General features: G+C 66.5%; 22 protein-coding genes. 9 read left to right on the top strand and 13 right to left on the bottom strand.

Features of this window, described 5'->3' with window-relative positions; genetic code table 11:
• Positions 1-142 precede the first annotated feature (142 nt).
• Complete coding sequence (locus AAID08_RS06805) at positions 143-601, top strand: GNAT family N-acetyltransferase (protein ID WP_064524433.1); 459 nt, start codon at positions 143-145, stop codon at positions 599-601.
• Between the two features lie 96 nt (positions 602-697).
• Here the strand turns inward: AAID08_RS06805 and AAID08_RS06800 are convergent, their stop codons facing one another.
• From AAID08_RS06800 to AAID08_RS06790, 3 genes are all read right to left on the bottom strand, one after another.
• Positions 698-1,351 carry a CoA transferase subunit B gene (locus AAID08_RS06800; RefSeq protein WP_049072221.1) on the bottom strand — a complete coding sequence of 218 codons (654 nt, stop codon included), beginning with the start codon at positions 1,349-1,351 and terminating at the stop codon, positions 698-700.
• Positions 1,352-1,363: 12 nt separating this feature from the next.
• Complete coding sequence (locus AAID08_RS06795; RefSeq protein WP_054501524.1) at positions 1,364-2,062, bottom strand: CoA transferase subunit A; 699 nt, start codon at positions 2,060-2,062, stop codon at positions 1,364-1,366.
• Positions 2,063-2,360: 298 nt separating this feature from the next.
• Positions 2,361-2,810, bottom strand: coding sequence for a thioesterase family protein (locus tag AAID08_RS06790; RefSeq protein WP_054501525.1), 450 nt, complete (start codon positions 2,808-2,810; stop codon positions 2,361-2,363).
• A gap of 112 nt (positions 2,811-2,922) precedes the next feature.
• Between AAID08_RS06790 and AAID08_RS06785 the strand changes: the two genes are divergently transcribed.
• From AAID08_RS06785 to AAID08_RS06760, 6 genes are all read left to right on the top strand, one after another.
• Positions 2,923-4,569: an electron transfer flavoprotein-ubiquinone oxidoreductase gene (locus tag AAID08_RS06785; protein ID WP_054416785.1), complete on the top strand. Its 1,647-nt coding sequence runs from the start codon at positions 2,923-2,925 to the stop codon at positions 4,567-4,569.
• 15 nt (positions 4,570-4,584) lie between these two features.
• Positions 4,585-5,430, top strand: a complete 846-nt coding sequence (locus tag AAID08_RS06780; protein WP_175142184.1) for an NAD-dependent epimerase/dehydratase family protein — start codon at positions 4,585-4,587, stop codon at positions 5,428-5,430.
• A gap of 70 nt (positions 5,431-5,500) precedes the next feature.
• Positions 5,501-6,619: a cytochrome gene (locus tag AAID08_RS06775; RefSeq protein WP_175142183.1), complete on the top strand. Its 1,119-nt coding sequence runs from the start codon at positions 5,501-5,503 to the stop codon at positions 6,617-6,619.
• Entirely contained in the window at positions 6,616-6,960 is a 345-nt protein-coding gene (locus AAID08_RS06770) for an antibiotic biosynthesis monooxygenase (RefSeq protein ID WP_054501528.1), read from the top strand. Before AAID08_RS06775 ends, AAID08_RS06770 begins: the two co-directional genes overlap by 4 nt.
• Positions 6,961-7,010: 50 nt before the next feature.
• The gene (locus AAID08_RS06765) at positions 7,011-7,892 is read left to right on the top strand and encodes a GntR family transcriptional regulator (RefSeq protein ID WP_054501529.1); all 882 of its coding nucleotides are present in this window, start codon (positions 7,011-7,013) and stop codon (positions 7,890-7,892) included.
• 107 nt (positions 7,893-7,999) lie between these two features.
• Positions 8,000-9,334: an aspartate aminotransferase family protein gene (locus AAID08_RS06760; protein ID WP_395757476.1), complete on the top strand. Its 1,335-nt coding sequence runs from the start codon at positions 8,000-8,002 to the stop codon at positions 9,332-9,334.
• 67 nt (positions 9,335-9,401) lie between these two features.
• Here AAID08_RS06760 and ltaE read toward each other — a convergent pair whose 3' ends face one another.
• From ltaE to AAID08_RS06730, 6 genes are all read right to left on the bottom strand, one after another.
• On the bottom strand, positions 9,402-10,412 hold the full coding sequence (gene ltaE, locus AAID08_RS06755) for a low-specificity L-threonine aldolase (RefSeq protein ID WP_054501531.1): 1,011 nt from the start codon (positions 10,410-10,412) through the stop codon (positions 9,402-9,404).
• A 42-nt stretch (positions 10,413-10,454) separates the two neighbouring features.
• Positions 10,455-11,342 carry a DMT family transporter gene (locus tag AAID08_RS06750; RefSeq protein ID WP_116792770.1) on the bottom strand — a complete coding sequence of 296 codons (888 nt, stop codon included), beginning with the start codon at positions 11,340-11,342 and terminating at the stop codon, positions 10,455-10,457.
• A 138-nt stretch (positions 11,343-11,480) separates the two neighbouring features.
• Positions 11,481-13,460 carry an acetate--CoA ligase gene (gene acs / locus AAID08_RS06745; protein ID WP_064524425.1) on the bottom strand — a complete coding sequence of 660 codons (1,980 nt, stop codon included), beginning with the start codon at positions 13,458-13,460 and terminating at the stop codon, positions 11,481-11,483.
• Positions 13,461-13,726: 266 nt separating this feature from the next.
• Positions 13,727-15,067 carry an MFS transporter gene (locus AAID08_RS06740; protein WP_054501533.1) on the bottom strand — a complete coding sequence of 447 codons (1,341 nt, stop codon included), beginning with the start codon at positions 15,065-15,067 and terminating at the stop codon, positions 13,727-13,729.
• Positions 15,064-15,471 carry a heme-binding protein gene (locus AAID08_RS06735; RefSeq protein ID WP_054501534.1) on the bottom strand — a complete coding sequence of 136 codons (408 nt, stop codon included), beginning with the start codon at positions 15,469-15,471 and terminating at the stop codon, positions 15,064-15,066. The genes AAID08_RS06740 and AAID08_RS06735 overlap by 4 nt, the downstream gene beginning before the upstream one ends.
• Entirely contained in the window at positions 15,468-17,357 is a 1,890-nt protein-coding gene (locus AAID08_RS06730) for a propionate--CoA ligase (RefSeq protein ID WP_064524422.1), read from the bottom strand. Before AAID08_RS06730 ends, AAID08_RS06735 begins: the two co-directional genes overlap by 4 nt.
• A 313-nt stretch (positions 17,358-17,670) precedes the next feature.
• Between AAID08_RS06730 and AAID08_RS06725 the strand changes: the two genes are divergently transcribed.
• On the top strand, positions 17,671-18,330 hold the full coding sequence (locus AAID08_RS06725) for a C40 family peptidase (RefSeq protein ID WP_054501536.1): 660 nt from the start codon (positions 17,671-17,673) through the stop codon (positions 18,328-18,330).
• A gap of 202 nt (positions 18,331-18,532) precedes the next feature.
• Here the strand turns inward: AAID08_RS06725 and AAID08_RS06720 are convergent, their stop codons facing one another.
• The 4 genes from AAID08_RS06720 to AAID08_RS06705 all read right to left on the bottom strand — a co-directional run bounded on the left by AAID08_RS06720 (position 18,533) and on the right by AAID08_RS06705 (position 22,936).
• Positions 18,533-18,856: a DUF2325 domain-containing protein gene (locus AAID08_RS06720; RefSeq protein ID WP_035361296.1), complete on the bottom strand. Its 324-nt coding sequence runs from the start codon at positions 18,854-18,856 to the stop codon at positions 18,533-18,535.
• Between the two features lie 233 nt (positions 18,857-19,089).
• Positions 19,090-20,034: a CysB family HTH-type transcriptional regulator gene (locus AAID08_RS06715; protein WP_006389315.1), complete on the bottom strand. Its 945-nt coding sequence runs from the start codon at positions 20,032-20,034 to the stop codon at positions 19,090-19,092.
• 93 nt (positions 20,035-20,127) lie between these two features.
• Positions 20,128-21,621 (bottom strand): CoA-acylating methylmalonate-semialdehyde dehydrogenase, encoded by a 1,494-nt coding sequence (locus AAID08_RS06710; RefSeq protein WP_049072202.1) that lies wholly within the window; start codon positions 21,619-21,621, stop codon positions 20,128-20,130.
• 97 nt (positions 21,622-21,718) lie between these two features.
• Entirely contained in the window at positions 21,719-22,936 is a 1,218-nt protein-coding gene (locus AAID08_RS06705; protein WP_054501537.1) for an ABC transporter substrate-binding protein, read from the bottom strand.
• A 170-nt stretch (positions 22,937-23,106) separates the two neighbouring features.
• Between AAID08_RS06705 and AAID08_RS06700 the strand changes: the two genes are divergently transcribed.
• Positions 23,107-24,027 carry a LysR family transcriptional regulator gene (locus AAID08_RS06700; protein WP_054501538.1) on the top strand — a complete coding sequence of 307 codons (921 nt, stop codon included), beginning with the start codon at positions 23,107-23,109 and terminating at the stop codon, positions 24,025-24,027.
• Positions 24,028-24,067 lie beyond the last annotated feature (40 nt).

Raw genomic sequence — 24,067 nt, 5'->3', positions numbered from 1 at the left:
ACACGCAAATTTTAGATAAGAAAATTCATTTTCATACTAAGGGTATACCCGTGAATTTATGTAACAGTGCTTCAAAAGAAACGGGGCCGGTTTGATGTACGCTTGATCCCAGCCCTTCTTCCCCGCATTTCGGACTTTTCAAATGCCCCTCTGGACCTGCAAACCCCACGCCGAACTGACCCTGGCCGAGCTCTACGCGATCCTGCGCCTGCGCTCGGAGGTCTTCGTGGTGGAACAGGATTGCGTCTTCCTGGACATGGACGGCAAGGACCTGCAGGGACAGACGGAACACCTGATGGCCTGGGAAAACGGCGCGCTGCTGGCCTATTGCCGCCTGCTCGAACCCGCGCTGAACGACGGCCAGGCGATCATTGGCCGCGTCATCACGGCGCCGGCGGCACGCGGCACGGGCCTGGGCCACGAGCTGATGCGCCGCGCCAAGGACGAAGTGGCGCGACTGTGGCCGGGCCAGCCGGTCTACCTGGGCGCGCAGGCCCGGTTGCGCGGCTATTACGGCGGGCACGGCTTCGTGCCGGTGACCGAGGAGTACATCGAGGATGGCATCCCGCACGTCGGCATGCTGCTGCGCGAAGCGGCCTGAACGCCACGCCCCGGGGCGCCCTGCCCGCCACGCCTGGCGGGCCCTCAATGAAAAACGCCCCTTGCGGGGCGTTATTCATGATGCCTTGGCGGCGGATTACTTGACCGCCGACACGTCCATCTTGGCGGCCGTCTTGGACTGGATCTCGTCCACCGTCACGCCCGGCGCCGTTTCCAGCAGCTTCAGGCCGTTGTCGGTGACTTCCATCACGCCCAGGTCGGTGATGATCAGGTCGACCACGCCCACGCCCGTCAGCGGCAGGTTGCATTCGGGCAGCAGCTTGATGTCCTCGGTGCCGTCCTTCTTCTTGGCCACGTGTTCCATCAGCACGACCACGCGGCCGACACCGGCCACCAGGTCCATCGCGCCACCCATGCCCTTGACCATCTTGCCCGGGATCATCCAGTTGGCCAGGTCGCCCTTTTCGGACACCTGCATCGCGCCCAGGATGGCCAGGTTGATCTTGCCGCCGCGGATCATCGCGAACGAGTCGGCCGACGAGAAGATCGACGAGCCGGGCAGCGTCGTGACCGTCTGCTTGCCGGCGTTGATCAGGTCGGCGTCGACCTCGGCGTCGGTCGGGAAGGGGCCGATGCCCAGCAGGCCGTTTTCGGATTGCAGCCAGACCTCGACGCCCTTGGGAACGTGGTTGGCCACCAGGGTCGGCAGGCCGATACCCAGGTTCACGTAAAAACCGTCTTGCAGCTCGCGCGCGGCGCGCGCCGCCATTTCATCGCGGGACCATGCCATGTCGTGTTCTCCTTAGGCCGGGCGAGTGGTGCGTTGTTCGATGCGCTTTTCCGGATTGGCGTTCAGCACGATCCGGTGCACATAGATGCCGGGCAGGTGGATCTGGTCAGGGTCCAGGCTGCCGGTGTCGACGATCTGCTCGACCTCGACCACCGTGAACTTGCCGGCCATCGCCACGTTCGGATTGAAGTTGCGCGCCGTCTTGCGGAACACCAGGTTGCCGCTGCGGTCGGCGATGTGCGCCTTGACCAGCGACACGTCCGGCACCAGCGAGCGTTCCATCACGTATTGCTGGCCGTCGAATTCGCGGATTTCCTTGCCATCGGCGACGATGGTGCCCACGCCGGTGCGGGTGAAGAACGCCGGAATGCCGGCGCCGCCGGCGCGCAGCTTCTCGGCCAGCGTGCCCTGCGGCGTGAATTCGAGCTCGAGTTCGCCCGACAGGAACTGGCGTTCGAATTCCTTGTTCTCGCCCACGTACGACGCGATCATCTTGCGGACCTGGCGCGTGTTGAGCAACTGGCCCAGACCGAAGCCGTCGACGCCCGCGTTATTGCTGATGCAAGTGAGATCCTTCACGCCCGAATCGCGCAGCGCGGCGATCAGGGCCTCGGGAATGCCGCAAAGGCCGAAACCGCCGACGGCGATCATCTGGCCGTCCTTGACGATGCCTGCCAGCGCCTCCTGGGCGCTTGCAAAAACCTTGTCCATCGCTCCAACTCCTAGTTAAGGTCGAACTGAAGAGGATCCGCCCGCCTTGCCGGACCGCTTGCCCCGAGAAGGAGGCCGGCGATCCTGGGTGGACCCTGTTTTTACTTGGGGCGCGGCTGCCGGTTTCGCGGTCCGGCGGCATCGCGGCCGGGCCCGATGCCTGCTGGTTCGCGGCGCCGAGGGTGGCGCGCCCTGTCATTCGTATTGTGGTTCTGTCCTGGATTTTAACGGCATGGCCGGCAAATGCGGGCGTCGTTTCAAACGCCGCATCGAAGTCGGACCGCCACCGCCCCCGCGCCTAGGCGGCCGGCTGGAACTGCGTGGCCATTTTCGCCAGCACTTCGGGCGGCCACGGAGCGGACGTATTGGCCACGTAATCCATCCACACCAGCACGTTGCGGCCGCGGGCATAGGGACCCGCGTCATCGCCGACCTTCTCGAGCAGCAGCTCGAATTCCGCGCTGGAACGACCGATGCGCGTCACCTTGTGCGTCACCCGCACCGTCGCCGGATAGGTCAACGGGCGCAGGAAATCACAGGATGCATGCGCCAGGATGGCGCCGTCATCGGCCGGCAATTCGAAGCCCGCGTCATAGAGGATCTGCATGCGCGCCTCTTCCATGAGGCGGAAATACAGCGTGTTGTTGAGATGGTTCAAGGCGTCGGAATCGCCCCAACGCAAAGGCAAATCCACTTGGTGGGTGTCGCCCACCGCCAGAATCCGCGCAGACAGAGTGTCCGGGTTCACCAATTGCTCCTGATGTCTGATGGAAATGCGAAGACGTGCAAGGTCTCCGCCTGCAATACAATCGCCGATAATACTTCCAGCCATATATGGAATACATACGGGGAGCTTTGCAATGTCTGAACGCGAGTCGATGGAATATGACGTGGTCGTGGTTGGCGGGGGTCCCGCCGGCCTGGCCACCGCTATCCGTCTGAAGCAGCTGGCCGCTGAAAAGAATCAGGAAATCGGCGTCTGCGTCCTGGAAAAAGGCGCCGAACTGGGCGCCCACATCCTTTCCGGGGCGGTGATGGATCCGCTGGCGCTGACCGAACTGATTCCCGACTGGAAAGACAAGGGCGCCCCGCTCAATGTGCCCGTGACGCAGGACAAATTCCTGTTCCTGTCCGAGAACGGCGCGCGCGCCACCCCCAATTGGCTGCTGCCGCCCTGTTTCCACAATGAAGGCAACTACATCGTCCGCCTGGGCGACGTGGTCAAGTGGCTGGGCGAGCAGGCCGAGGCGCTGGGCGTCGAGATCTTCCCCGGCTTCGCGGCGGTCGAAGTGCTGTACGACGAGAACGGCGCGGTGCGCGGCGTGGCCACCGGCGACATGGGCGTGGCCCGCGACGGCAGCCATACCGCCCACTACCAGCCCGGCATGGAACTGCACGCGCGCTACACGGTGTTCGCCGAAGGCGCGCGCGGCCAGCTCGGCCGCCAATTGATCGAACGCTACAAGCTCGACGATGGCCGCGACCCTCAGGCCTACGGCATCGGCATCAAGGAAATGTGGGAAGTCGATCCGGCTCAGTCCAAGCCCGGCCTGGTGATCCACACCGCCGGCTGGCCACTGGATTCCGACACCTACGGCGGCTCGTTCCTCTACCACCTGGACAACAACCTGGTGGCGGTGGGGATGATCGTCGGCCTGGACTACGCCAACCCCTGGCTGTCGCCGTTCGACGAATTCCAGCGCTACAAGACCCACCCCGCCATCCGCGGCACCTTCGAAGGCGGCAAGCGCATCGCCTATGGCGCGCGCGCCATCACGGCGGGCGGCCTGCTGTCGCTGCCCAAGCTGACCTTCCCCGGCGGCGTGCTGGTCGGCTGTGAGGCCGGCTTCCTGAACGCCTCGCGCATCAAGGGCAGCCATGCCGCCATCAAGTCCGGCAAGCTGGCCGCCGAGGCCGCGTTCGACGCGTTGGTGGCCGACCGCCGCCACGACGAACTGGCCGCGTATCCCGAGGCCTTCAAGAATTCGTGGCTGCACACCGAGCTGAACAAGGCGCGCAACTTCAAGCAGTGGTTCAAGAAGGGCCGCACCGTGGCCACGCTGATGACCGGCATCGAGCAACTGGTGTTCAAGGGCAAGATGCCGTGGACCCTGCGCCACAGTAAGCCCGATCACGCCTGCCTGCAGCCGGCCTCGCAGTGCGCCCGCATCGATTACCCCAAGCCCGACGGCAAGCTGACCTTCGACAAGCTCAGCTCGGTGTTCATCTCCAACACCAACCACGACGAGAACGAGCCCGTCCACCTGACGCTGAAGGATCCCTCGGTGCCGGTGCAGGTCAACCTCGCCAAGTACGGCGGTCCGGAATCGCGCTACTGTCCTGCTGGCGTCTACGAGTTCGTCAAGGACGACCATGGCGAGGACCGCCTGCAGATCAACGCGCAGAACTGCGTGCACTGCAAGACCTGCGACATTAAGGACCCGACCCAGAACATCGTCTGGGTGGCGCCGCAGGGCGGCGAGGGGCCGGTCTACAGCGGCATGTAGCAGGCGTCGGCGGCCATGGCTGAACGCGTGCTTTTCATCGGCTGCGGCGATCTCGGCCAACGCGCCGCGCGCCGCCTGCTGGCGCGCGGCGACACGGTCTACGCATTGCGCCGCCACCCGCCGGCCGACGACGCCAGCGGCATCCGCTGGCTGGCGGGCGACATCAGCCAACCGGATAGCCTGCCGGCGCTGCCGGCCGGCATCACCCGCGTGATCCACGTCGCCACGGCCGGCGCGCGCGATCCCGCCGCCTATCGCGCCGTGTTCGTCGACGGCCTGAACCACGTGCTGGATGCGCTCGACACGCGCCAGGTCGAGCGCGTCGTGTTCGTGTCCTCCAGCGCGGTGTATGGCGAACATCGCGGCGACTGGGTCGATGAAGACACGCCGCCCGCGCCGCAAGGCTTCAACGGCCGCATCCTGCTCGAGGCGGAAGCGGCGCTGGCCGCGCACGCGATCCCGCACACCACCCTGCGCTTCGCCGGCCTCTACGGCCCCGGCCGCCTGCAACTGATCGAACGGCTGCGGACGGGCAAGGCCAGCGCGCCGCTCGAACCGCCGCACTGGGCCAACCGCATCCACATCGACGACGCCGCGGCCGCCATCGCGCACGTGGCGCTGCTGCCCGATGCGTTGCCGGTCTACATCGGCTGCGACGACACGCCCCTGCCGCTGCATGAACTCTATGCCGAGCTGGCGCGGATGATCGGCGCCCCGGCGCCTGGCGACGGCCCCGCGCCCAATGGGGTCGGCAGCAAGAAGCTCAGCAACGCCCGTCTGCGGACCAGCGGCCTGGCGCTGCAATGGCCGGACTCGCGCGCCGGCTATGCCGCGCTGCTGGCGGACACCGCGCAGGCATAGTTCGACCCGGCCGAATCGTCGCTGGCGCGACGCGGTGATACTGGCAGTCCCCGAGCCAGCCGCGCCGCCCATGTCCACGCCCTTTCCTACCGATCCGCTGCAGGCGGTCACGCACGTCGATCCCTATCCCTATTACGCCGCGCTGGCCCGCGATCGCCCCCTCTACCGGGACACTCGGCTGGGCCTGTGGGTGGCCAGCGATCCAAGGCTGATCCGCGACATCATGCGCCATCCCGCCGCCCGTGTGCGCCCCCTCGCCGAGCCAGTGCCCAAGGGAATCGCCGCGGGTCCCGCCGGCCTGCTGTTCGGCCGCTTCCTGCGGATGAACGATGGTCCGCGGCAGCGCCGTCTCAAGACATTGTTCAGCGGCTTCCTGGCGCGACAGGCGCCGCTGGCCCCCGCGCCCGACTGGCAACGGCTGGACCTGGACGCACGCTCGGCCAGCGGCGTCGACCGCTGCCTGCACGCCGCCCCGGTTTTTGCGCAAGCCTGTGCCATCGGCCTGTCTGGCGCCGTGGCCGCGGAATGCGCACACGATATCGGCGCGTTCCTCGCAGCCCTGCCGCCCTCCGCCGCCGAGGACCGGACGGCGGCCGGACACGCGGCGGCCGAGCGCCTGCTGGCGCGCCTGCGCGCCCATTTGGACGACCCCGCCGCCAACCCGGCCTTGCGCGAATTGCGCGTCCTGGGCGCAGAGGCCGGCCTGGATCCGATGCTGCTGGCCGCCAACCTGGCGGGCCTGCTGTTCCAGGCCTGCGAAGCCGGCGCCGGCCTGCTGGGCAATGCGCTGCTGCGCGCCGCGCGCCTGGGAGCCGGCGTGGACCTGACGCGGGCGCAGGCCTGGGAAATGGTCGATGCGACGCTGCGGCACGACCCGCCCATCCACAACACCCGCCGCTTCCTGGCCGGCCCGATTGAACTGGACGGCCAGCGCATCGAGGCCGACGAGACCGTGCTGCTGGTGCTGGCCGCGGCCGCCATGGCGCAACCCGATGCGCACTGGACTTTCGGCGCACAGAGTCATGCCTGCCCGGGCCGCGACGCGGCACGGCGCGATGCGGCCGGCGCGCTCGTTCACCTGCTGAAGGCCGGCATCGATGGCGCCGCCCTGGCGGCGCGCTTTCGCTACCGCCCCCTGCCCAACGCGCGCATTCCCCAATTTGATTTCACCGAGGAGCCCACCCCATGATCGCCGTGATATTCGAAGTCGAGCCCGCCGACGGCAATGCCGCGCCCTATCTGCACATCGCCGCGGGCCTGATCGATGAACTGAAGACCATAGACGGCTTCATTTCGGTCGAGCGCTTCCAGAGCCTGACGACCCCAGGCAAGCTGCTGTCGCTGTCGTTCTGGCGCGACGAGGACGCGGTCAGGCGCTGGCGCTCGCTGGAATCGCATCGCCACGCCCAGGAAGCGGGACGGGGCGGCGTGTTCGCCAACTATCGCCTGCGTGTCGCGCAGGTGCTGCGCGACTATGGCATGCGGGACCGAGACCAGGCGCCGGGCGACAGTCGCGCGCATCATGGCTGAGGCCGCGTCTGTCCGTTACCATTGCAGCACCGCCGTTCCCGCGCTCCTCCATGCCTCCTGCCGCTCCCGCCCGCCCCACTGCGCTGCAAGTCGACCTGGCGCGCCTGATCGCGCAGGACATCGTGGCGCGGCGCTACGCGCCTGGCGCCCACTTGTCCGAGGAAGCGCTGGCGGCGAGCTATGAGGTATCACGTACCCCGGTGCGCGGCGCGCTGCGGCTGCTGGCTACCCAGGGGCTGATCACGCATCGTCCCAACAGCGGCTACACCGTGGCCGAAAACGCCGCCCAGGCCTCGCCCGCCATCGCCGGCGCGGGTCCGACCCAGGACGAACTCTACCGCCGCCTGATCGCCGACCGCGCCACCCGCGTGCTGCCCGACCAGTTCACCGAGCGCGAGCTGCTGCAGCGCTATCCCGCGCCGCGCAGCGTGCTGGCCAAGGCCCTGCTGCAGTTGTCGGCCGACGGCCTGCTGGAAAAGCGCAAGGGCCACGGCTGGCAATTCGCGCCCTCGCTGGAGAACCGCGAGGCGCTCGACGAAAGCTACCGCTTCCGCATGACGATCGAATGCGCCGGCCTGCTGGAGCCAACGTTCCGGCTCGACCGTAATGCCCTGGAGCGCATGCGCGCCGCGCACGAGGCGCTGATCCAGCGCGACGACGCCGGGATCTCGGCCGCTGAGTTCTTCGGCCTGAACGCCGCGTTCCACGAAATGCTCGCGCGCTGCTCCGGCAACCGCTACATCCTGCAGGCCGTACAACAGCAGAATCAATTGCGCCGCCTGGAAGAACACGCCGCGTTCCACCGCGAAGCGCGCTTCGTGGACTCCAGCAACGAACACCTGCGCATCATCGCCGCGCTGGAAGCCGGCGACCAGGAAAAGGCCTCGCAACTCATGCGCGAACACCTTTCGACCTCACTGCGGCAATCCTGAACCTGCATTCCCGAACCGCCGTTCCGTCTTTTCTGCCCCCTAAATTGTATTTTTCTTATTATTAATACAAAATGGTCGCACCTGAACTTCCTTGAAGCAGCAAGCCCATGCCCTCGCCCACGCCTCATCTGTCCTCTCCCCTCAACGCCGACGCCTATTGGATGCCCTTCACCGCCAACCGTCGCTACAAGCGCGATCCGGTGCTTTTCAGCGCGGCCGAGGGCATGCACTACATCCGGCCCGACGGCCGCCGCGTGCTGGACGGCATCGCGGGCCTGTGGTGCGTCAACGCCGGCCATCGCCGGCCCGAAATCGTCGAGGCCATCGCCCGCACCGCCTATGAGCTGGACTACGCGCCGTCGTTTCAGATGAGCCATCCGCTGGCGTTCGAATTGGCCGAAAAGCTGTGCGAAGAGGCGCCCGCCGGTTTCTCCAACGTGTTTTTTTCCAACTCCGGATCCGAGGCCGTCGATACCGCCCTCAAGATTGCGCTGGGCTACCACCGCGCGCGCGGCGAAGGCCAACGCGTGCGCCTGATCGGCCGCGAACGCTCGTATCACGGCGTGGGGTTCGGCGGCCTGTCGGTCTCGGGCATCGGCGGCCATCGCAAGCCGTTCGGCAACCTGCTGCCCTATGTGGACCATCTGCCGCATACCTACGACCGCGAGCGGATGGCCTACAGCCGCGGCCAGCCGGACTGGGGCGCGCACCTGGCCGATGCGCTCGAGCGCATCGTGTCGCTGCACGACGCCTCCACCATCGCCGCTGTCATCGTCGAACCGGTGGCCGGATCCACCGGCGTGCTGGTGCCGCCGCGCGGTTACCTGCAGAAGCTGCGCGAGATCTGCGACCGGCACGGCATCCTGTTGATCTTCGACGAAGTGATCTGCGCCTTCGGCCGCGTCGACGGCGCCTTCGCCTCGGCGCATTTCGGCGTCACGCCCGACCTCATCACCAGCGCCAAGGGGCTGACCAACGGCGCCATTCCGATGGGCGCGACGCTGGTGCGCCAGCATGTCTACGACGCCTTCATGCAAGGCCCGGAGAACGCCATCGAGCTGGCCCACGGCTACACCTACTCGGGCCACCCGGTGGCCTGCGCGGCCGGGCTGGCAATGCTGGACATCTGCCGCCGCGACGGCCTGTTCCAGCGCAGCCGCGACCTATGGCGCTATTGGGAGGATGCGGCCCACGGCCTCAAGGGCCTGCCGCACGTGGTGGACATCCGCAACATCGGCCTGCTGGCCGCGATCGAACTGGCGCCGCTCGCGGGCAAGCCGGGCCAGCGCGGCTATGCCGTGCACCAGGCCTGCCTGGAACGCGGCTGCCTGATCCGCGCGGCCGGCGACACCATGCTGCTGTCGCCCCCGCTGGTCATCGAGCCCGCGCAGATCGACGAGCTGTTCTCCGTGCTGGCGCAGGTGCTGCGCGCCGGCGACTGACCCGACGCGGCGGGAGGCATGCCGGCATGGGCGGTCCCTTGCGAGCCAGCCCGCCTTACGCTATCGGTCATCGCAGATGGCGAGCGACGGCCTCGATCACCCGGCGCACGTCCGCGCTCGACACGTCCAGATGCGTCACCAGGCGCGTCGGCCCGCCGTAGACCGCGCGCATCAGGATGCCATCGGCAGCCAGCGCGGCGGTCAGCGCATCACAACGCGCCGGCTCGAATTCCGCGAACACCATGTTGGTGTCCTGGCTCAGGACCCGCACGCCGGTGATGCCGCGCAGGCCGTCGGCCAGCAGGCGTGCGTTGGCGTGATCCTGCGCCAGGCGTTCGACGTTATGTTCCAGCGCGTACAGGCAGGCCGCAGCCAGCACGCCCGACTGGCGCAGGCCGCCGCCCAGCACCTTGCGCCAGCGGCGCGCACGGGCGATCAGTTCGGCGCTGCCCACCAGCACCGAACCGACCGGCGCCCCCAGCCCCTTGGAAAAGCAGATCGACACAGAATCGAATGGCTGGCACATCTCGGCCAGCGGCTTGCCGCTGGCGACGGCGGCGTTGAACACGCGGGCCCCGTCCAGGTGTGTGGCGAGGCCATGGCCGCGGGCCCAGTCGGTCGCCGCGCGCACGTAATCCGCCGGAATCAGCTTGCCATGGAAGGTGTTCTCCAACGCCAGCAGCCGGGTGCGGGCGAAGTGCGGATCGCCTTCGGGCTTGAGCGCGGCAGCGAGCTTCTCCAGCGGCAGAGAGCCATCCTCGGCGTGCTCGATGGGCTGGGGCTGGATGCTGGCCAGCACCGCCGCGCCGCCGCCCTCGTACTTGTAGGTATGGGCCTGCTGGCCCACCAGGTACTCGTCGCCGCGTTCGCAATGGGCCATCAGGCCGGCCAGATTGCTCTGCGTGCCCGACGGAAAGAACAGGCCCGCGACCTTGCCCGCGCGCTCGGCAACTGCCTGCTGCAACTGAATGACCGTGGGGTCATCGCCCATCACATCGTCGCCCAGCGGCGCGCTGACCATGGCCTGCAACATGGCCGGAGACGGCCGGGTGACGGTATCACTGCGCAAATCGATCATGAAGCTTCCTTGAAGGAGAACGGAATCCGGTTAACGGGCCGATCAGCCCGCGCGCGCGGCAGGCGCCGCGCGACTAACGACAAAAATGCCGGCAAGGATCAGGGCCATGCCGCCCAGCTCGACCGGCGACGGACGCTCGGACAGCACCGCCCATGCCATCAGCATCGCCACCACCGGCACGCCCAGGCTGGAAAGGCCGGCAATCGAAGCCGGAACCCGCCGCACCACCTGCAGCCACAGCAGCCAGCCGGCGGCCGTGGCGATCAGGACGATATAGACCATGCCGGTCCACAGTTGCCAGCCCCACTGCGCCGGGATCTGCGGCGCCAGCCACGCCACCGGCGTCATCACCAGTCCGCCGAACAGCATCTGCCAGGCCGTGAAGGTCATCACGTCGGGCGCGTGACGCTCGAACATGCGCTTGGACAGCACCGTGCCCACGCCCCAGCACAGGCCGCTGCCCAACCCCAGCAGCACCGGCCGCATTTCGCCCACGCCGTGCCAGGGTTCGATGAACAGCACCAGTCCGATCGCGGCCAGGCCGATGCCGACGCCGTGGCGGGCCGTCGGCCGCTCGCCCAGCAGGCCCCACGCGAACAGCACCACCCAGAACGGCATGGTATAGGCCATCAACGACACCTTGCCGACGCCGCCGGATACCAGCGCAGTCTGCACGAAGCCCTGGAAACCCGCGGTCTGGGTCAGGCCGATCAGCAAGGTCAGCTTCCACGACGGCAGGCCCAACGGCCGCCGGGTGGCGGCGGCCAGCGCAAACAGCACCAGCGCGCCGGTCACGTAGCGCAGCGCCACGAAATCGAACGGACCGATGTACGGCACGATCAGCTTCATCGCGATCCAGCTCCCCGCCCACACGAGGATGGTGCTGAACATCAGGGCCAGCCCTGCGCGATCGAAACTGCTGCGGCTCACGGCGGCGTCTCCAGTGAAAGTGGCGAAGGAAAAAACGACGATGCCCATGCCGGCAAACCGGCATGGGCATCTCGCATTATGCTCCCGTCGCGCGGGGAACCGTCCGCGCCGTCCGCATGACGGACGGCGCGCGCCGCGTCACAGCGGCTTGGACAGTTGTTCCAGGATGGCGGGATTTTCCAGCGTCGACACGTCCTGCGTCACTTCCTCGCCCTTGGCGACCACGCGCAGCAGGCGGCGCATGATCTTGCCGGAGCGGGTCTTGGGCAGGTTGTCGCCGAAGCGGATGTCCTTGGGCTTGGCGATCGGGCCGATTTCCTTGGCCACCCAGTCGCGCAGCGTCTTGGCGATGGCCTGCGCCTCTGCGCCTTCGGGACGGGCGCTCTTGAGCACCACGAAAGCCACCACGGCTTCGCCGGTGGTGTCGTCGGGACGGCCGACCACGGCGGCCTCGGCCACCAGTTCGTGCGCGACCAGCGCGGATTCCACTTCCATCGTGCCCAGGCGGTGGCCCGACACGTTGAGCACGTCGTCGATGCGGCCCATGATCCAGAAGTAGCCGTCCGCATCTCGCTGCGCGCCGTCGCCGGCCAGGTAATAACCGCGCAGTTCCGACGGGAAGTAGCTCTTCTTGAAGCGCTCCGGGTCGCCCCAGATGTTGCGGATCATCGCCGGCCACGGACGCTTGATCACCAGGAAGCCGCCGTTGCCCTGGTCGACGTCGCCGCCGGTCTCATCGACGATGGCGGCGGCGATGCCCGGCAGCGGCAGGGTGCACGAGCCCGGCTTGGTCGGCGTGGCGCCCGGCAGCGGCGTGATCATGTGGCCGCCGGTCTCGGTCTGCCACCAGGTGTCGACGATGGGGCAGCGCTCGCGGCCGACGTTCTTGTGATACCACATCCAGGCTTCGGGGTTGATGGGCTCGCCCACCGTGCCGATGATGCGCAGGCTGCCCAGGTCGTATTTGGAAGGATGGGTCTCGGGCGCGGCCTCGGCGGCCTTGATCAGCGAGCGGATCGCGGTCGGCGCGGTGTAGAAGGTGGTGACCTTGTGGCGCGCGATCATGTCCCAGAAGCGGCCAGCGTTGGGGAACGTCGGCACGCCCTCGAACACCACCTGCGTCAGGCCCGCGGCCAGCGGGCCGTAGGTGATGTAGGTATGGCCGGTGACCCAGCCCACGTCGGCCGTGCACCAGTAGACGTCGTCCTTGCGCGCGTCGAAGGTCCACTTGACTGTCAGCAGCGCCCACAGCAGGTAGCCGGCGGACGAGTGCTGCACGCCCTTGGGCTTGCCGGTGGAACCGGAGGTGTACAGGATGAACAGCGGATGCTCGGCATTGACCGGCACCGGCTCGCAGGTGTCGGCCTGGCCAGCCTCGACGTCGTGCATCCAGAGATCGCGGCCTTCGTTCCAGGCCACTTTGCCGCCGGTGCGGCGATAGACGATGACGCGCTTGACGGCTTCGCAGCCGCCCATGGCAATGGCGTCTTCCACCGCCGGCTTGAGCGGAATGGTCTTGCCGCCGCGCACCTGCTCGTCGGCGGTGATGACCAGCGAGGCGCCGACGTCGACGATGCGCTCCTGCAGGCTCTTGGCCGAGAAGCCGCCGAACACCACCGAATGCGTCACGCCCAGGCGGGCGCAGGCCTGCATCGCCACCACGGCCTCGATCGACATGGGCATGTAGATGATGGCGCGGTCGCCCTTCTTGTAGCCCAGCTTGGCGATGCCGTTGGCGAAGCGGCACACGCGCGCCAGCAGTTCGCGGTAGGTGACCTTGACGACCTTGCCGTCATCGGACTCGAAGATGATGGCGGTCTTGTCGGCGTTGCCGTTGGTCAGGTGCACGTCCAGGCAGTTGGCCGAAACGTTCAGTTCGCCGTCGCCGAACCAGCGGTAGAACGGCGCGTTGGATTCGTCCAGCACCTCGGTGAACGGCTTGGTCCACTGCAGGTTGTCGCGGGCCTGGCCGGCCCAGAAACCGTCGAAATCCTTTTCGACCTGCGCGCACAACGCGTTGTAGGCGTCCATGCTGGGAATCGCGGCGCCCTGCGCCGCGCGCTCCGGCGGCGGGAACACCCGGGTTTCCACCAGTACGGACTCAATAGCATTCGACATGATCTTGTCTCCAATCTGTGATTCTGTTGTTGATGCCGTTTTTATCTGACTGCCCACTCGCAACCGTATCGCCGCGCTCTTACGGGCACCTTACGCAAAATACGGGCCATAAGCCCGTATCCCGCGGGAACGCGCGCCAAACATGGCGGCAACGGCATCGACAACTGACAGCGCAATACGCAACCCGCCGGACATCGCGCCGCCATCAGGCGCAGCGATTGTCCGGGACTTCATAAGAATATCAGTTGCGGCGAACGCCCGCGCCGTCATGCGGCGCGGCGCGCCAGGCCGCGCGCCATGTCCACGCGCGACAGCAGGATCAGGCCGCCGACAAAGAACAGGCCGGTCACCAGAATGGCCAGCCGGTGGTTGCCATGCGTGGCCCAGGTCACCAGTCCGTAGGTCAGCGGGCCGATGACCGCGGCCAGTTGCACCGCGAACGTCCACAGCGAAAAGAATTCGGCCAGGCGTCCGGCCGGCGCCAGCGCGCCGGTCATGGCGCGGCCCGCGCTCTGCGTCGTGCCCATGCACAGGCCGGCCAGCGTCGCGGCCACCCAGAACACCGGCGCCGTCACCGCGGCGTAGGCCACCAGCACCATCAGGATCCAGCCGCACAGCGTGATCGCCAGCGCCGGCTTGTGGCCGATGCGGTCCTGCACATAGCCGAACGAGAACGCGCCGGCCGCGGCGCCGATGTTCACGGTGAACACCAACAGCATGATCTGCGGCGTGGTGAAACCCATGACCTCCGAGGCATACACCGCGGCAAGCGTGATCACCACCGAAATGCCGGCCTGATAGCAGGCGATGCACATCAGCAGGCGGCGGAACTCGGGAAAATGCTGGCCGGTTTCGCGCCAGGCGTAGGCCAGGCGCTTGAGCATCGCCAGCGCCGCTTGCGGTTCGCCGGAAGGCCGCGCGCGCTCGCGCAACAGGAAGAACGACGGCAGCGCCGCCAGCGCGAACACCGCGCAGGTCACCAGGATGACGCGCGGCACGAAGTGTTCGGCGTCGAGGCCGTCGGCCTCGGCCAGTTTCACCACCACCAGCGACAGGCCCAGGGTGAGCATGCCGCCGCAGTAGCCGAAGCTCCAGCCCCAGCCCGACACCCGGCCCAGCGCCGACGGCTTGGCCAACTCGGGCAGGAATGCCGCCACCACGGACTCGCCGACGCAGTAGCAATAGTTGGAGACGACGATGGCGGCCAGCGCCAGCCATACATCGCCCGGCCCGGCCTGGGTCAGCACCAGCGTGGCGGCCACGCAGCCGATCGTGCTGCTGTACAGCAGGCGCCGCTTGCCGGCGCGCGCGTCGGCGCGCGCGCCCAGCGTGGGCATCGTCAGCATGATGAGCAGATAGGACAGCGACAGCGCCGCGGTCCAGGCCAGCGTGGCCCACGGCGCGCGGCCGCCGACCACGCCGACGAAATAGGTGCTGAACACCGCCGTGAGGATCACGGTGGTGTAGCCGGAATTGGCGAAGTCGTACATGGCCCAGGCCCAGACTTCGCGCTTGGCCACGCCGGGGTTCAGCGGACTCCTGTCCGCCGCCCCGCCGGCGGAGACGGCGGCGCCATCGGGCGCCTGCCGCGGCGTTTCCTGGCTCACAGACCCAGCGCGGCGATGCCAGCCTGGGCGATCTGGGCGTCTTCGGTGGACTTCACGCCCGACACGCCGACCGCGCCCACCACCTGGCCGTTGGCCACGATCGGCACGCCGCCTTCCAGCATGCCTTCGATCAGCGGCGCCGACAGGAAGGAATAGCGGCCGTTGTTGATGATCTCTTCGTAGACGCGCGACTCACGGCGGCCCAGGGCCGCGGTCTTGGCCTTGGCCGGCGCGATGTGCGAGGAAATGGGCGCGGCGTCGTCCAGTCGCAGCATGCCGAGCAGGTGACCGCCGTCGTCGGATACGGCGATGGTGACGGCCCACTTGTTCTGCTGGGCGTGTGCTTCGGCCGCGGCCAGGATCTTCTTGACGTCTTCGGCGGTCAGCACGGGTTTGGTATTCATTGCAGCGACTCCTTGATCTGTTCGAGGGCGGTGGGATCTTCGATCGTGGTCAGGTCGCCGGGATCACGGCCTTCGCATACCGCGACAATGGCGCGGCGCAACACCTTGCCCGAGCGGGTCTTGGGCAACGCGCCCACGAACCGGATGCGGGCCGGTCGCGCCACCGCGCCCAGCTGATCTTCCACCAGCCGCATGATATCCGCTTCCAGTTGCTTTGCGCCCTCCGCCGTCTCCGCCGCCGCGGGATTCTTCAGCACGGCGAAGGCCATCGCCGCCTGCCCCTTGAGCGCGTCCGCCACGCCCACCACCGCGCACTCGGCGATGCCGCTATGGCTGTTGACCGACTCCTCGATCTCGCGCGTGCCCAGGCGGTGGCCGGCCACGTTGATCACGTCGTCGGTGCGTCCCAGGATGAACCAATACCCATCCGCGTCGACCAGCCCCCAATCGAAGGTCGAATACACCTGGCGCCCCGGGATCGACGTGAAATAGGTCTGGACGAAGCGCTCGTCGTCGCCCCAGATGGTCGACATGGCGCCCGGCGGCAACGGCGGCACAATGGCGACCACGCCCTTCTGGTCGGGTCCGAGGTCCTCGCCGCTGGACTCGCTGACGATGCGCGCATCAAAACCATAGACCGGGAACGATGGACTGCCGAAGCGCGTCGGCACCTTTTCCACGCCCGGCTGCGCCGACAGAATGGGCCAGCCGGACTCGGTCTGCCAATAGTTGTCGATGATGGGCTTGCCCAGGCCATCGGAAATCCATTGCGCGGTGGGCTCATCGAGCGGCTCGCCCGCCAGGTACACCGCCCGCAGCGAGGACAGGTCATGCTTGCGCAGCAAGGCCGGGTCCTGGCGCTTGAGCACCCGCACCGCCGTCGGCGCCGAAAACAGCGTGTTGACGCCGAACTGCTCCACCAGCTTCCACAGGATGGCGCCGTCGGGGCGCACCGGTGTGCCTTCGTACAGCACGGTCGCCTGCCCGCCAATCAGCGGGCCATACACAATGTAGGAATGCCCCACCACCCAGCCGATGTCGCTGGTGCAGAAGAACGTGTCGCCGGCCTTGCCGTCGAACAGATACTCCATCGACGACGCCAGCGCCACCGCATAGCCGCCGGTATCGCGCTGCACGCCCTTGGGCTTGCCGGTGGTGCCGGACGTGTACAGGATATAGCTGGGTTCGGACGACTCCAGCCAGGTCACCGGCACGTGGACGCCGCGCTGCGCAGCGCGCAGGGTGGCGTAGTCCAGGTCGCGGCCGGCGACCGGCTCGAACGGCGCCAGGCCACGGTCGAACACCACCACCGAGGCCGGCGGCGTCTTGCACAGCGCCAGCGCCCGGTCCAGCAGCGGCTTGTAGGGCACCACCTTGCCGCCGCGCGAGCCGCCGTCGGTGCACACCACCACCTTGGGCGCGGCATCGTCGATACGCTGTGCCAGGTTGACCGAGGCGAAACCGCCGAACACCACCGAATGCACCGCGCCGATGCGGGCGCAGGCGAGCATGGTGAAGACCGCCTCGGGCACCATCGGCATATAGAGCAATACGCGATCGCCGCGTCCCACGCCCAGGTCCTGCAGCATCGCGGCGGCCGCGTTCACTTCGTCATAGACGTCCTGGCGGGTGTAGATGCGCTCGCGCTCGACTTCGGTGGAGACCCAGATCAGGGCCGGCTTGTCGGCCTGGGTCGGCAACCAGCGGTCCACGGCGTTGTAACAGAGGTTGGTCGTCCCGCCCACGAACCACCTGGCGAAAGGCGGCCGGGAAAAATCCAGGACCGACTCGAACGGCGTATCCCAGTGCACCCGGCCGGCCTGCTCGCGCCAGAAGGCGTCGCGGTCGTGCACCGAGCGGTAATGGAAATCCCGGGTTTTTTGCATTTTTGTCTCCTGTTATTGTGCATACGCCGTATGGCTGATTGCTTTCTTTTCGAATCCTTTGGTCATTCTGGTGGGCAAACCTTGCACGAGGCTTGCCGCAGGTCAAAAAATTCTGCCACGCGTCTACGCCTCACGGGCGCCGGGCTGGTTACAGTAACGAACCAGTCTTAAAAGTTTGGTAGAATCCCCGCGAAGTTGTAGACAACATATCTGTTGGTTGGCTGCTTGATTTCAGCTATTCAGGTGTTTTTTAGCGTTTTTGACGCTTTATTGCCCGAAAATTGCGAAACAGGCGGCGACCTTCCCCAGGCGAATGCATCGACACTCCAAAAGCGCGCGACTGAATTCATCCTCTGGCCAGGCAAACCGCGGTCTGCGTTTGCTGGCGCTGGCGGCGTGCGTCGCGGGTCTGGCGGGTTGTGCAAACACCTCTCAAAAATCCACCGCCTATACGTCCGAGATCGATCCCTACGAGACGGAATGGGTCGCCACCGCCGATGATCCCATCGGCATGCTGGTGGTGCAGAAGTTCAAGCGCGAACGCCAACGCAACCACAGCGAAGTCAACAGCGACAACGCGATGGTCAGCGAAGCCCTGAACTACCTGGGCATCCGCTACCGCTTCGGCGGCAACTCCCCCGATACCGGTTTCGACTGCAGCGGCCTGGTCGCTTACACCGCCGAACGCTCGCTGGGCCTGAAGCTGCCCCGCAACGCCGCCGAAATCGCACAGCAAGGCATTTCGGTCGCCAAGAACGAGCTCAAGGCCGGCGACCTGGTCTTCTTCAACACCCTGGGTCGCCGCTACTCGCACGTCGGCATCTACCTGGGCGACGACCGCTTCGTGCACTCGCCCAGCGCTGGCGGCGTGGTGCGGGTCGAAAACATGACCATGGCCTATTGGAGCAAGCGCTACAACGGCGCCCGTCGCCTGGACAACAGCCTGGTGGCCAGCGCCCGCGCGGCCAACTGACCGCGCTTGTAGTGTGACGCGCCGGCCGCGACGCGGCTATCCTCCAAACGGCGCGATGGGCCGACGCAATCCGACACAGACAGCAAAACGCCGCCGGACTTTACAGTCTGGCGGCGTTTTGCATTCCTCTTCGCGGCCTTGAGCCGCGGGCCTTTTCGGCCTCCCCAGTTTTCAGTGTTGGCGCCGGCGTGGCATGGCAGGGTCAGTGGACCGCGGCGCCCCGGCTGCACAGGCCGCATTGCTGCAAGGCCTGCTGCATGCTGCATACCGAACGGCGACAAGCCACGACACGGATGCCACCACGCTGCGCGGCATTGCGGAAGGTCTTCATGACGTTGTGGCCGAGGAAATCGGTCAGCAAGATGACCAGTTGGGTGCCCGAGGGCAATTGCAGCGTCTTCTTCTGATGCGAGGGATCACGACCACTGATGTGGTGCGTGATCGAGATGTTGTGTCCTTTGAGCAGATCCGGAATGTTGCCGAGCCTGTCGGCGCCCACTACCACTGCACTCAATCCTGCCGTCATGTTTAACCTCACTGGGTCGTTGAGACTGGATGTAATGATAATGATTCCTATTTTTTAGTCAACCCAAATGAGATCGGTTCTTATTTAATATTTTTTATGAGCTTATGAAAAGGGATAGCGAGACACCTTGTCCGCGCCCTTCCCCGCCCCCGCTTCAATGAAAAAAAAGCGGCTCCCCACCAAGGGAACCGCTTCTTCTCGTCCGACTTCCACGGCGCTCGTCATGGCCCAGCCTACTTCGGCGTTCCCTGCACGGCCTCGGTCACGACCGCGCGCGTCAGGGAAGGCGCCAGCATTTCCAGGAAGGTATAGACGTAATCGCGCAGGAACACTCCGGCCTTTACCCCGACGCGGGTGGTGTGCGTGCCGAACAGGTGGCCGACCGGCAGGCCCACCAGGCTGGAATCGCGCCGCGGGTCATAGGCCACGCCGGCGATGATGCCGATGCCCAGCCCGACGTCGACGTAGGTCTTGATCACGTCGGCGTCGATGGCTTCCAGGACGATGTCCGGATGGATCCCCTGGTTGGCGAAGACCTCGTCGATCGTGCTGCGGCCTGTGAAGGCGCGGTCATAGGTCACGATGGGGTATTCCGCCAGTTGCGCCAGCGACAGGCGCTTGGCGGCGCTGGACGTCAGCTCGGCCAGCGGATGATCGGGCCGCACCACCACGGTGTGCTCCCAGGCATACACGGGCAATGTCGCCAGGCCCGGCGTCAGGGCCAGCGACTCGGTCGCCAGCGCCAGGTCGGCCTGCTCGTGCAGCACCATCTCGGCCAACTGCGCCGGGCTGCCTTCCGCCAGCGACAGGTGCACCTTGGGGAACTGCTTGCGGAACGCCGGAATCACGCGCGGCAGCAGGTAACGCGCCTGGGTGTGGGTGCAGGCGATCACCAGGCCGCCTTCGTCGCGGCGGGCGAATTCGTCACTGACCTTCTTCAGATTGTCGACCTCGCGCATGATGCGGTCGATCACCTGCGACACGGCCAGGCCGGGCTTGGTCAGCCCCTTGATGCGCTTGCCGTGGCGTTCGAAGATCTTGATCCCGAGCTCATCCTCGAACTCGATGATGGCCTTGGACACGCCCGGCTGTGAGGTATAGAGCATCCGGGCGGCTTCGGTCAGGTTGAAGTCGCGCCGGATGGTTTCGCGCACAAAACGAAATTGCTGCAGGTTCATGAATTGGCCCCTGATAGACGGGCCAATTATAAGTAATAAGGACGCCTTGTTATATGACTTATTAATATAAGCTTAGGACAAGGCGTCCCTTTTTCAGCGCATCGAGATCGTGGTGTTCACGGTCTTGGCGTGGGCCGACCAGCGCGCCGTGACGGTCTTGGTCTGGGTCCAGAACTGCACCGCCTGCTTGCCGTTGGGGCCCAGGTCGCCCAGCTTGGATCCGCGCGAACCGGTGAAGCTGAACCACGCCACCGGCACCGGGATCGGCACGTTGATGCCGACCTGGCCGACGTCGATGTTGTTCTGGAAGTAACGCGCCGCGCCGCCGTCCTGCGTGAACAGGGCAACGCCGTTGCCGTTGGGGTTGCGGTTGATGAATTCCACCGCCTCTTCCAGCGTTTCCGCGCCGACCACGCACAGCACCGGGCCGAAGATTTCCTCGGTGTAGATGGTCATGTTCTCGGTCACGCCGTCGAACACGGTCGGGCCGACGAAGTTGCCCTGCTCGAAGCCGGAGACCTTCAGGTTGCGGCCGTCCAGCAGCAGCTTGGCGCCTTCGTCCACGCCCTTCTGGATCAGGCTTTCGACGCGCTTCTTGGCGTTCGGCGAGACCAGCGGGCCCAGGTCGGCGGCGCGGTCCATGCCCGAGTTGACCTTGAGCTTCTTGGCGCGCTCGACGAAATCAGGCAGCCAGTTGCGGGCCTCGCCCACCAGCACGGCCACCGACGAGGCCATGCAGCGCTGGCCGGCGGCGCCGAACGCGGCACCCAGCAATTGGTTCAGCGCGACTTCCGGATCGGCGTCCGGCAGGATCACGCAGTGGTTCTTGGCGCCCATCATCGACTGGCAACGCTTGCCGGCCGCCGAAGCACGGTTGTAGATCTCGGTGCCGACGCGGGTCGAACCAATGAACGACACGGCCTTGATGTCGGGATGCTCGCACAGCCCGTTGGCCGTTTCCGGACCGCCATGCACCACGTTCAGCACGCCCGGCGGCAGGCCGGCTTCCAGCGCCAGTTGCGCCAGGAACAGCGACGAGCTGGGGTCCTGCTCGGACGGCTTGAGCACGAAGGTATTGCCGCAGGCCACCGCGATCGGGAACATGAAGCACGGCAGCATCACCGGGAAGTTGAATGCGGTGATGCCCGCGCACACGCCCAGCGGCTGGATCAGCGTGTAGACGTCGATGCCCGAGGCGGCGTTCTCGGCGTACTCGCCCAGTTGCAGGTTGGCGATCGAGCAGGCGTGCTCGACCACTTCGAGGCCGCGGCCGACTTCGCCCTCGGCGTCGGGCAGCGTCTTGCCATGCTCGCGGGTGATCATCTCGGCCAGCTTGGCGGTGTTGGCGCGCAGCAGCTCCTGGAACTTCAGCATGACGCGCATACGCGCGCCCTGGCCGCTGTTGCGCCAGGTCTTGAAGGCTTCCTTGGAATTGGCGATGGCCTCGTCCAGTTCCGCGCGCGTGGCGAACGGCACCTTGGCCACGACTTCCTGGGTGGCGGGGTTGATCACGTCGCGCCATTCGGTGGTCTTGGACTGCACGAGCTTGCCGCCGATCAATAGCGGAACGCGGGGGACTTCACTCATTTGATGCTCCTCACACTGCATTGTCGATGCGGATGGAATCCGCGTTCTTGGATCTCTCGCGCGCGCCGCCGGGCGAGCCCGGACGGCGCGCCACGCCTTACTTTTGCACCAGCGGGCAGGCCGAATCGGCCAGCGGCTGGAAGGCCTCGGCCGCCGGGATGGTGGCCACCAGCTTGGAATAGTCCCAGCCGCCCTTGGACTCGGACGGTTTCTTCACTTCGTACAGGTACATGTCGTGGATCACGCGGCCGTCGGGCCGGATCGAAGCGTTGCGCATGATCGGATCCTTGATCGGCAACGCGCGCATCTTGTCGGCCACCACCTTGCCGTCGGTGCTGCCCGAGGCCGCCACCGAACGCAGGTAGTGCAGCACGCTGGAATACACGCCGGCCTGCGTCATGGTCGGTTTCAGGCCGCGGAAGGCCTTCTCGAAGCGGGTCGACCACTGGCGCGTGGCGTCGTCGTAATCCCAGTAGAAGCCGTCCACGTACGACAGGCCCTGGGCGCTTTCCAGCCCCAGCGCGCGCAGGTCGGACAGGAAGATCAGCAGCGACACCAGGCGCTGGCCGCCGGCCACGATGCCGAACTCGCGCGCCTGCTTGACGGCGTTGACGGTGTCCTGGCCGCCATTGGCCAGCGCCACCACCTGCGCCTTGGAGCTTTGCGCCTGCAGCAGGTAGGAGGCGAAGTCCGGCGCGTTCAGCGGATGGCGCACGCTGCCGGCAACGGTGCCGCCCAGCGCCTTGACCGCCTTGGCCGTGTCGGCCTCGAGCGAATGGCCGAAGGCGTAGTCGACGGTGATGAAGTACCAGGACTTGCCGCCCGCCCTGACCGTGGCCTTGGCGCCGCCGGCGGATTGCGAATAGGTGTCGAACATCCAGTGGAATCCGACCGGCGAGCATTCCTTGTTGGTCAGCGCCGTGGTGGCCGGGCCGGAAAACATCACGACCTTGTTCTTTTCGCGCGCGATGCCCTGCACCGCCAGCGCCACGGCCGAATTGGTCAGGTCGGCGATGGCGGTGACGCCGTCGCGGTCGAACCATTCGCGCGCCTTGGCCGCCCCCACGTCGGCCTTGTTCTGGTTGTCGGCCGACACCAGCTCGATCTTCATGCCCTTGCATTCCGCGGCCAGGCAATCGTCGATGGCCAATTGCGCCGCCGCCACCGAACCGGGCCCGCCCATGCCGGCGTAGGTGCCCGACATATCGGTCAGGATGCCGATCTTCACCGGCGGTTTATCCGCCGCGTGCGCCTGCCCCAACAGCGCTGCGCCCAGACACAAGCCTGCGGCCAGCCCGCGTGCGTGCAATTCCATGGATTTGTCTCCTGAGTTTTATGCGTTATGGCGCCGTCTTCGCGGCGTGCGGCTCCCGGAGCATTCCCCCAGGGCTGCCGACCCAGTGTAGATGTGTGAAAATCAACAAGCAACACCAGAAATGCACATTCCTTGTGCATCAATGCACAACCTTATCAGGGGCGGATAACGTGCTGGATTGGGACAGCCTGCGGTACTTCCTGGAGGTCGCGCGGACGCAGCGCGTCAGCGCCGCGGCGCGCAAGCTCGGGGTCGAGCACACCACCGTGTCACGGCGCATCCGCGCCCTGGAAGCCGAATTGGACACGCTGCTGTTCGAGAAATCGCGCAGCGCCGGCTTCGTGTTGACCGAGGACGGCCAGCGCCTGTTCGTGCACGCGGAGCAAATGGAAAGCACGGTGCACAGCGCCCGCGAGACGCTGTCGGGGATCGGCCAGGCGCTGTCCGGCCACCTGCGGATCGGCGCCACCGAGGGCTTCGGCAGCTACGTCTTGACGCCGCTGGCGGCCGATTTCCAGCGGCGTTATCCGCACATCACGCTGGACATCCTGCCGGTGCCGCGCTTCGTCAGCCTGTCCAAGCGCGAGGCCGACTTGGCCATCACCATTGAGCGCCCCCAGCGCGGCCCCTATGTATGCAGCAAGCTGTGCGACTACACGCTGCGCCTGTATGGCACGCCCGAATACCTGGCGCGCCATCCGCCGATCCGCGGCCGCGCCGACCTGGCCGGCCACAGCTTCATCGGCTATGTCGACGAACTGCTGTTCAGCGAGCGCCTGCGCTACCTGGAAGACCTGCTGCCAGCCAGCCGGGTGGTGTTGCGCAGCACCAGCGTGGTGGCGCAGTACCACGCGGCGCTGCAAGGCCAGTCGCTGGCCATCCTGCCCTGCTTCATCGCGGCGCAGGATCCGCGGCTCAAGCCGGTGCTGGAAAAGGAGGTGGAGATCACGCGCTCGTTCTGGATGTATTGCCACGAGGACCTGCGCAAGCTCAAGCGCGTCACGGTGCTGTGGGAATTCATCCGCAAGTCGGTGCTGCGCAATGCCGACCTGCTGGCCGGCAAGCGCGGGACGATGAAATACCTGCCCTGAAGGCGGCAGCGGCGGCGCGATCACGGGCCCCCGCGGTCGG

Source organism: Achromobacter sp. EB05 (assembly GCF_044232075.1).
GTDB classification, from domain to species: Bacteria; Pseudomonadota; Gammaproteobacteria; order Burkholderiales; family Burkholderiaceae_B; genus Achromobacter; species Achromobacter dolens.
The sequence above is the reverse complement of the archived record's forward strand: the minus strand, read 5'-3'. Positions and strand labels throughout refer to the sequence as shown.

Coding starts and splice junctions, on each gene's coding strand:
- AAID08_RS06770 (WP_054501528.1), top strand. CDS start 6,616: ATGATCGCCGTGATATTCGAAGTCGAGCCCGCCGACGGCAATGCCGCG.
- AAID08_RS06730 (WP_064524422.1), bottom strand. CDS start 17,357: ATGCAAAAAACCCGGGATTTCCATTACCGCTCGGTGCACGACCGCGAC.
- AAID08_RS06785 (WP_054416785.1), top strand. CDS start 2,923: ATGTCTGAACGCGAGTCGATGGAATATGACGTGGTCGTGGTTGGCGGG.
- AAID08_RS06720 (WP_035361296.1), bottom strand. CDS start 18,856: ATGACGGCAGGATTGAGTGCAGTGGTAGTGGGCGCCGACAGGCTCGGC.
- AAID08_RS06765 (WP_054501529.1), top strand. CDS start 7,011: ATGCCTCCTGCCGCTCCCGCCCGCCCCACTGCGCTGCAAGTCGACCTG.
- AAID08_RS06795 (WP_054501524.1), bottom strand. CDS start 2,062: ATGGACAAGGTTTTTGCAAGCGCCCAGGAGGCGCTGGCAGGCATCGTC.
- acs (WP_064524425.1), bottom strand. CDS start 13,460: ATGTCGAATGCTATTGAGTCCGTACTGGTGGAAACCCGGGTGTTCCCG.
- AAID08_RS06725 (WP_054501536.1), top strand. CDS start 17,671: ATGCATCGACACTCCAAAAGCGCGCGACTGAATTCATCCTCTGGCCAG.
- AAID08_RS06760 (WP_395757476.1), top strand. CDS start 8,000: ATGCCCTCGCCCACGCCTCATCTGTCCTCTCCCCTCAACGCCGACGCC.
- AAID08_RS06735 (WP_054501534.1), bottom strand. CDS start 15,471: ATGAATACCAAACCCGTGCTGACCGCCGAAGACGTCAAGAAGATCCTG.
- AAID08_RS06715 (WP_006389315.1), bottom strand. CDS start 20,034: ATGAACCTGCAGCAATTTCGTTTTGTGCGCGAAACCATCCGGCGCGAC.
- AAID08_RS06780 (WP_175142184.1), top strand. CDS start 4,585: ATGGCTGAACGCGTGCTTTTCATCGGCTGCGGCGATCTCGGCCAACGC.
- AAID08_RS06705 (WP_054501537.1), bottom strand. CDS start 22,936: ATGGAATTGCACGCACGCGGGCTGGCCGCAGGCTTGTGTCTGGGCGCA.
- AAID08_RS06710 (WP_049072202.1), bottom strand. CDS start 21,621: ATGAGTGAAGTCCCCCGCGTTCCGCTATTGATCGGCGGCAAGCTCGTG.
- AAID08_RS06800 (WP_049072221.1), bottom strand. CDS start 1,351: ATGGCATGGTCCCGCGATGAAATGGCGGCGCGCGCCGCGCGCGAGCTG.
- AAID08_RS06805 (WP_064524433.1), top strand. CDS start 143: ATGCCCCTCTGGACCTGCAAACCCCACGCCGAACTGACCCTGGCCGAG.
- AAID08_RS06775 (WP_175142183.1), top strand. CDS start 5,501: ATGTCCACGCCCTTTCCTACCGATCCGCTGCAGGCGGTCACGCACGTC.
- ltaE (WP_054501531.1), bottom strand. CDS start 10,412: ATGATCGATTTGCGCAGTGATACCGTCACCCGGCCGTCTCCGGCCATG.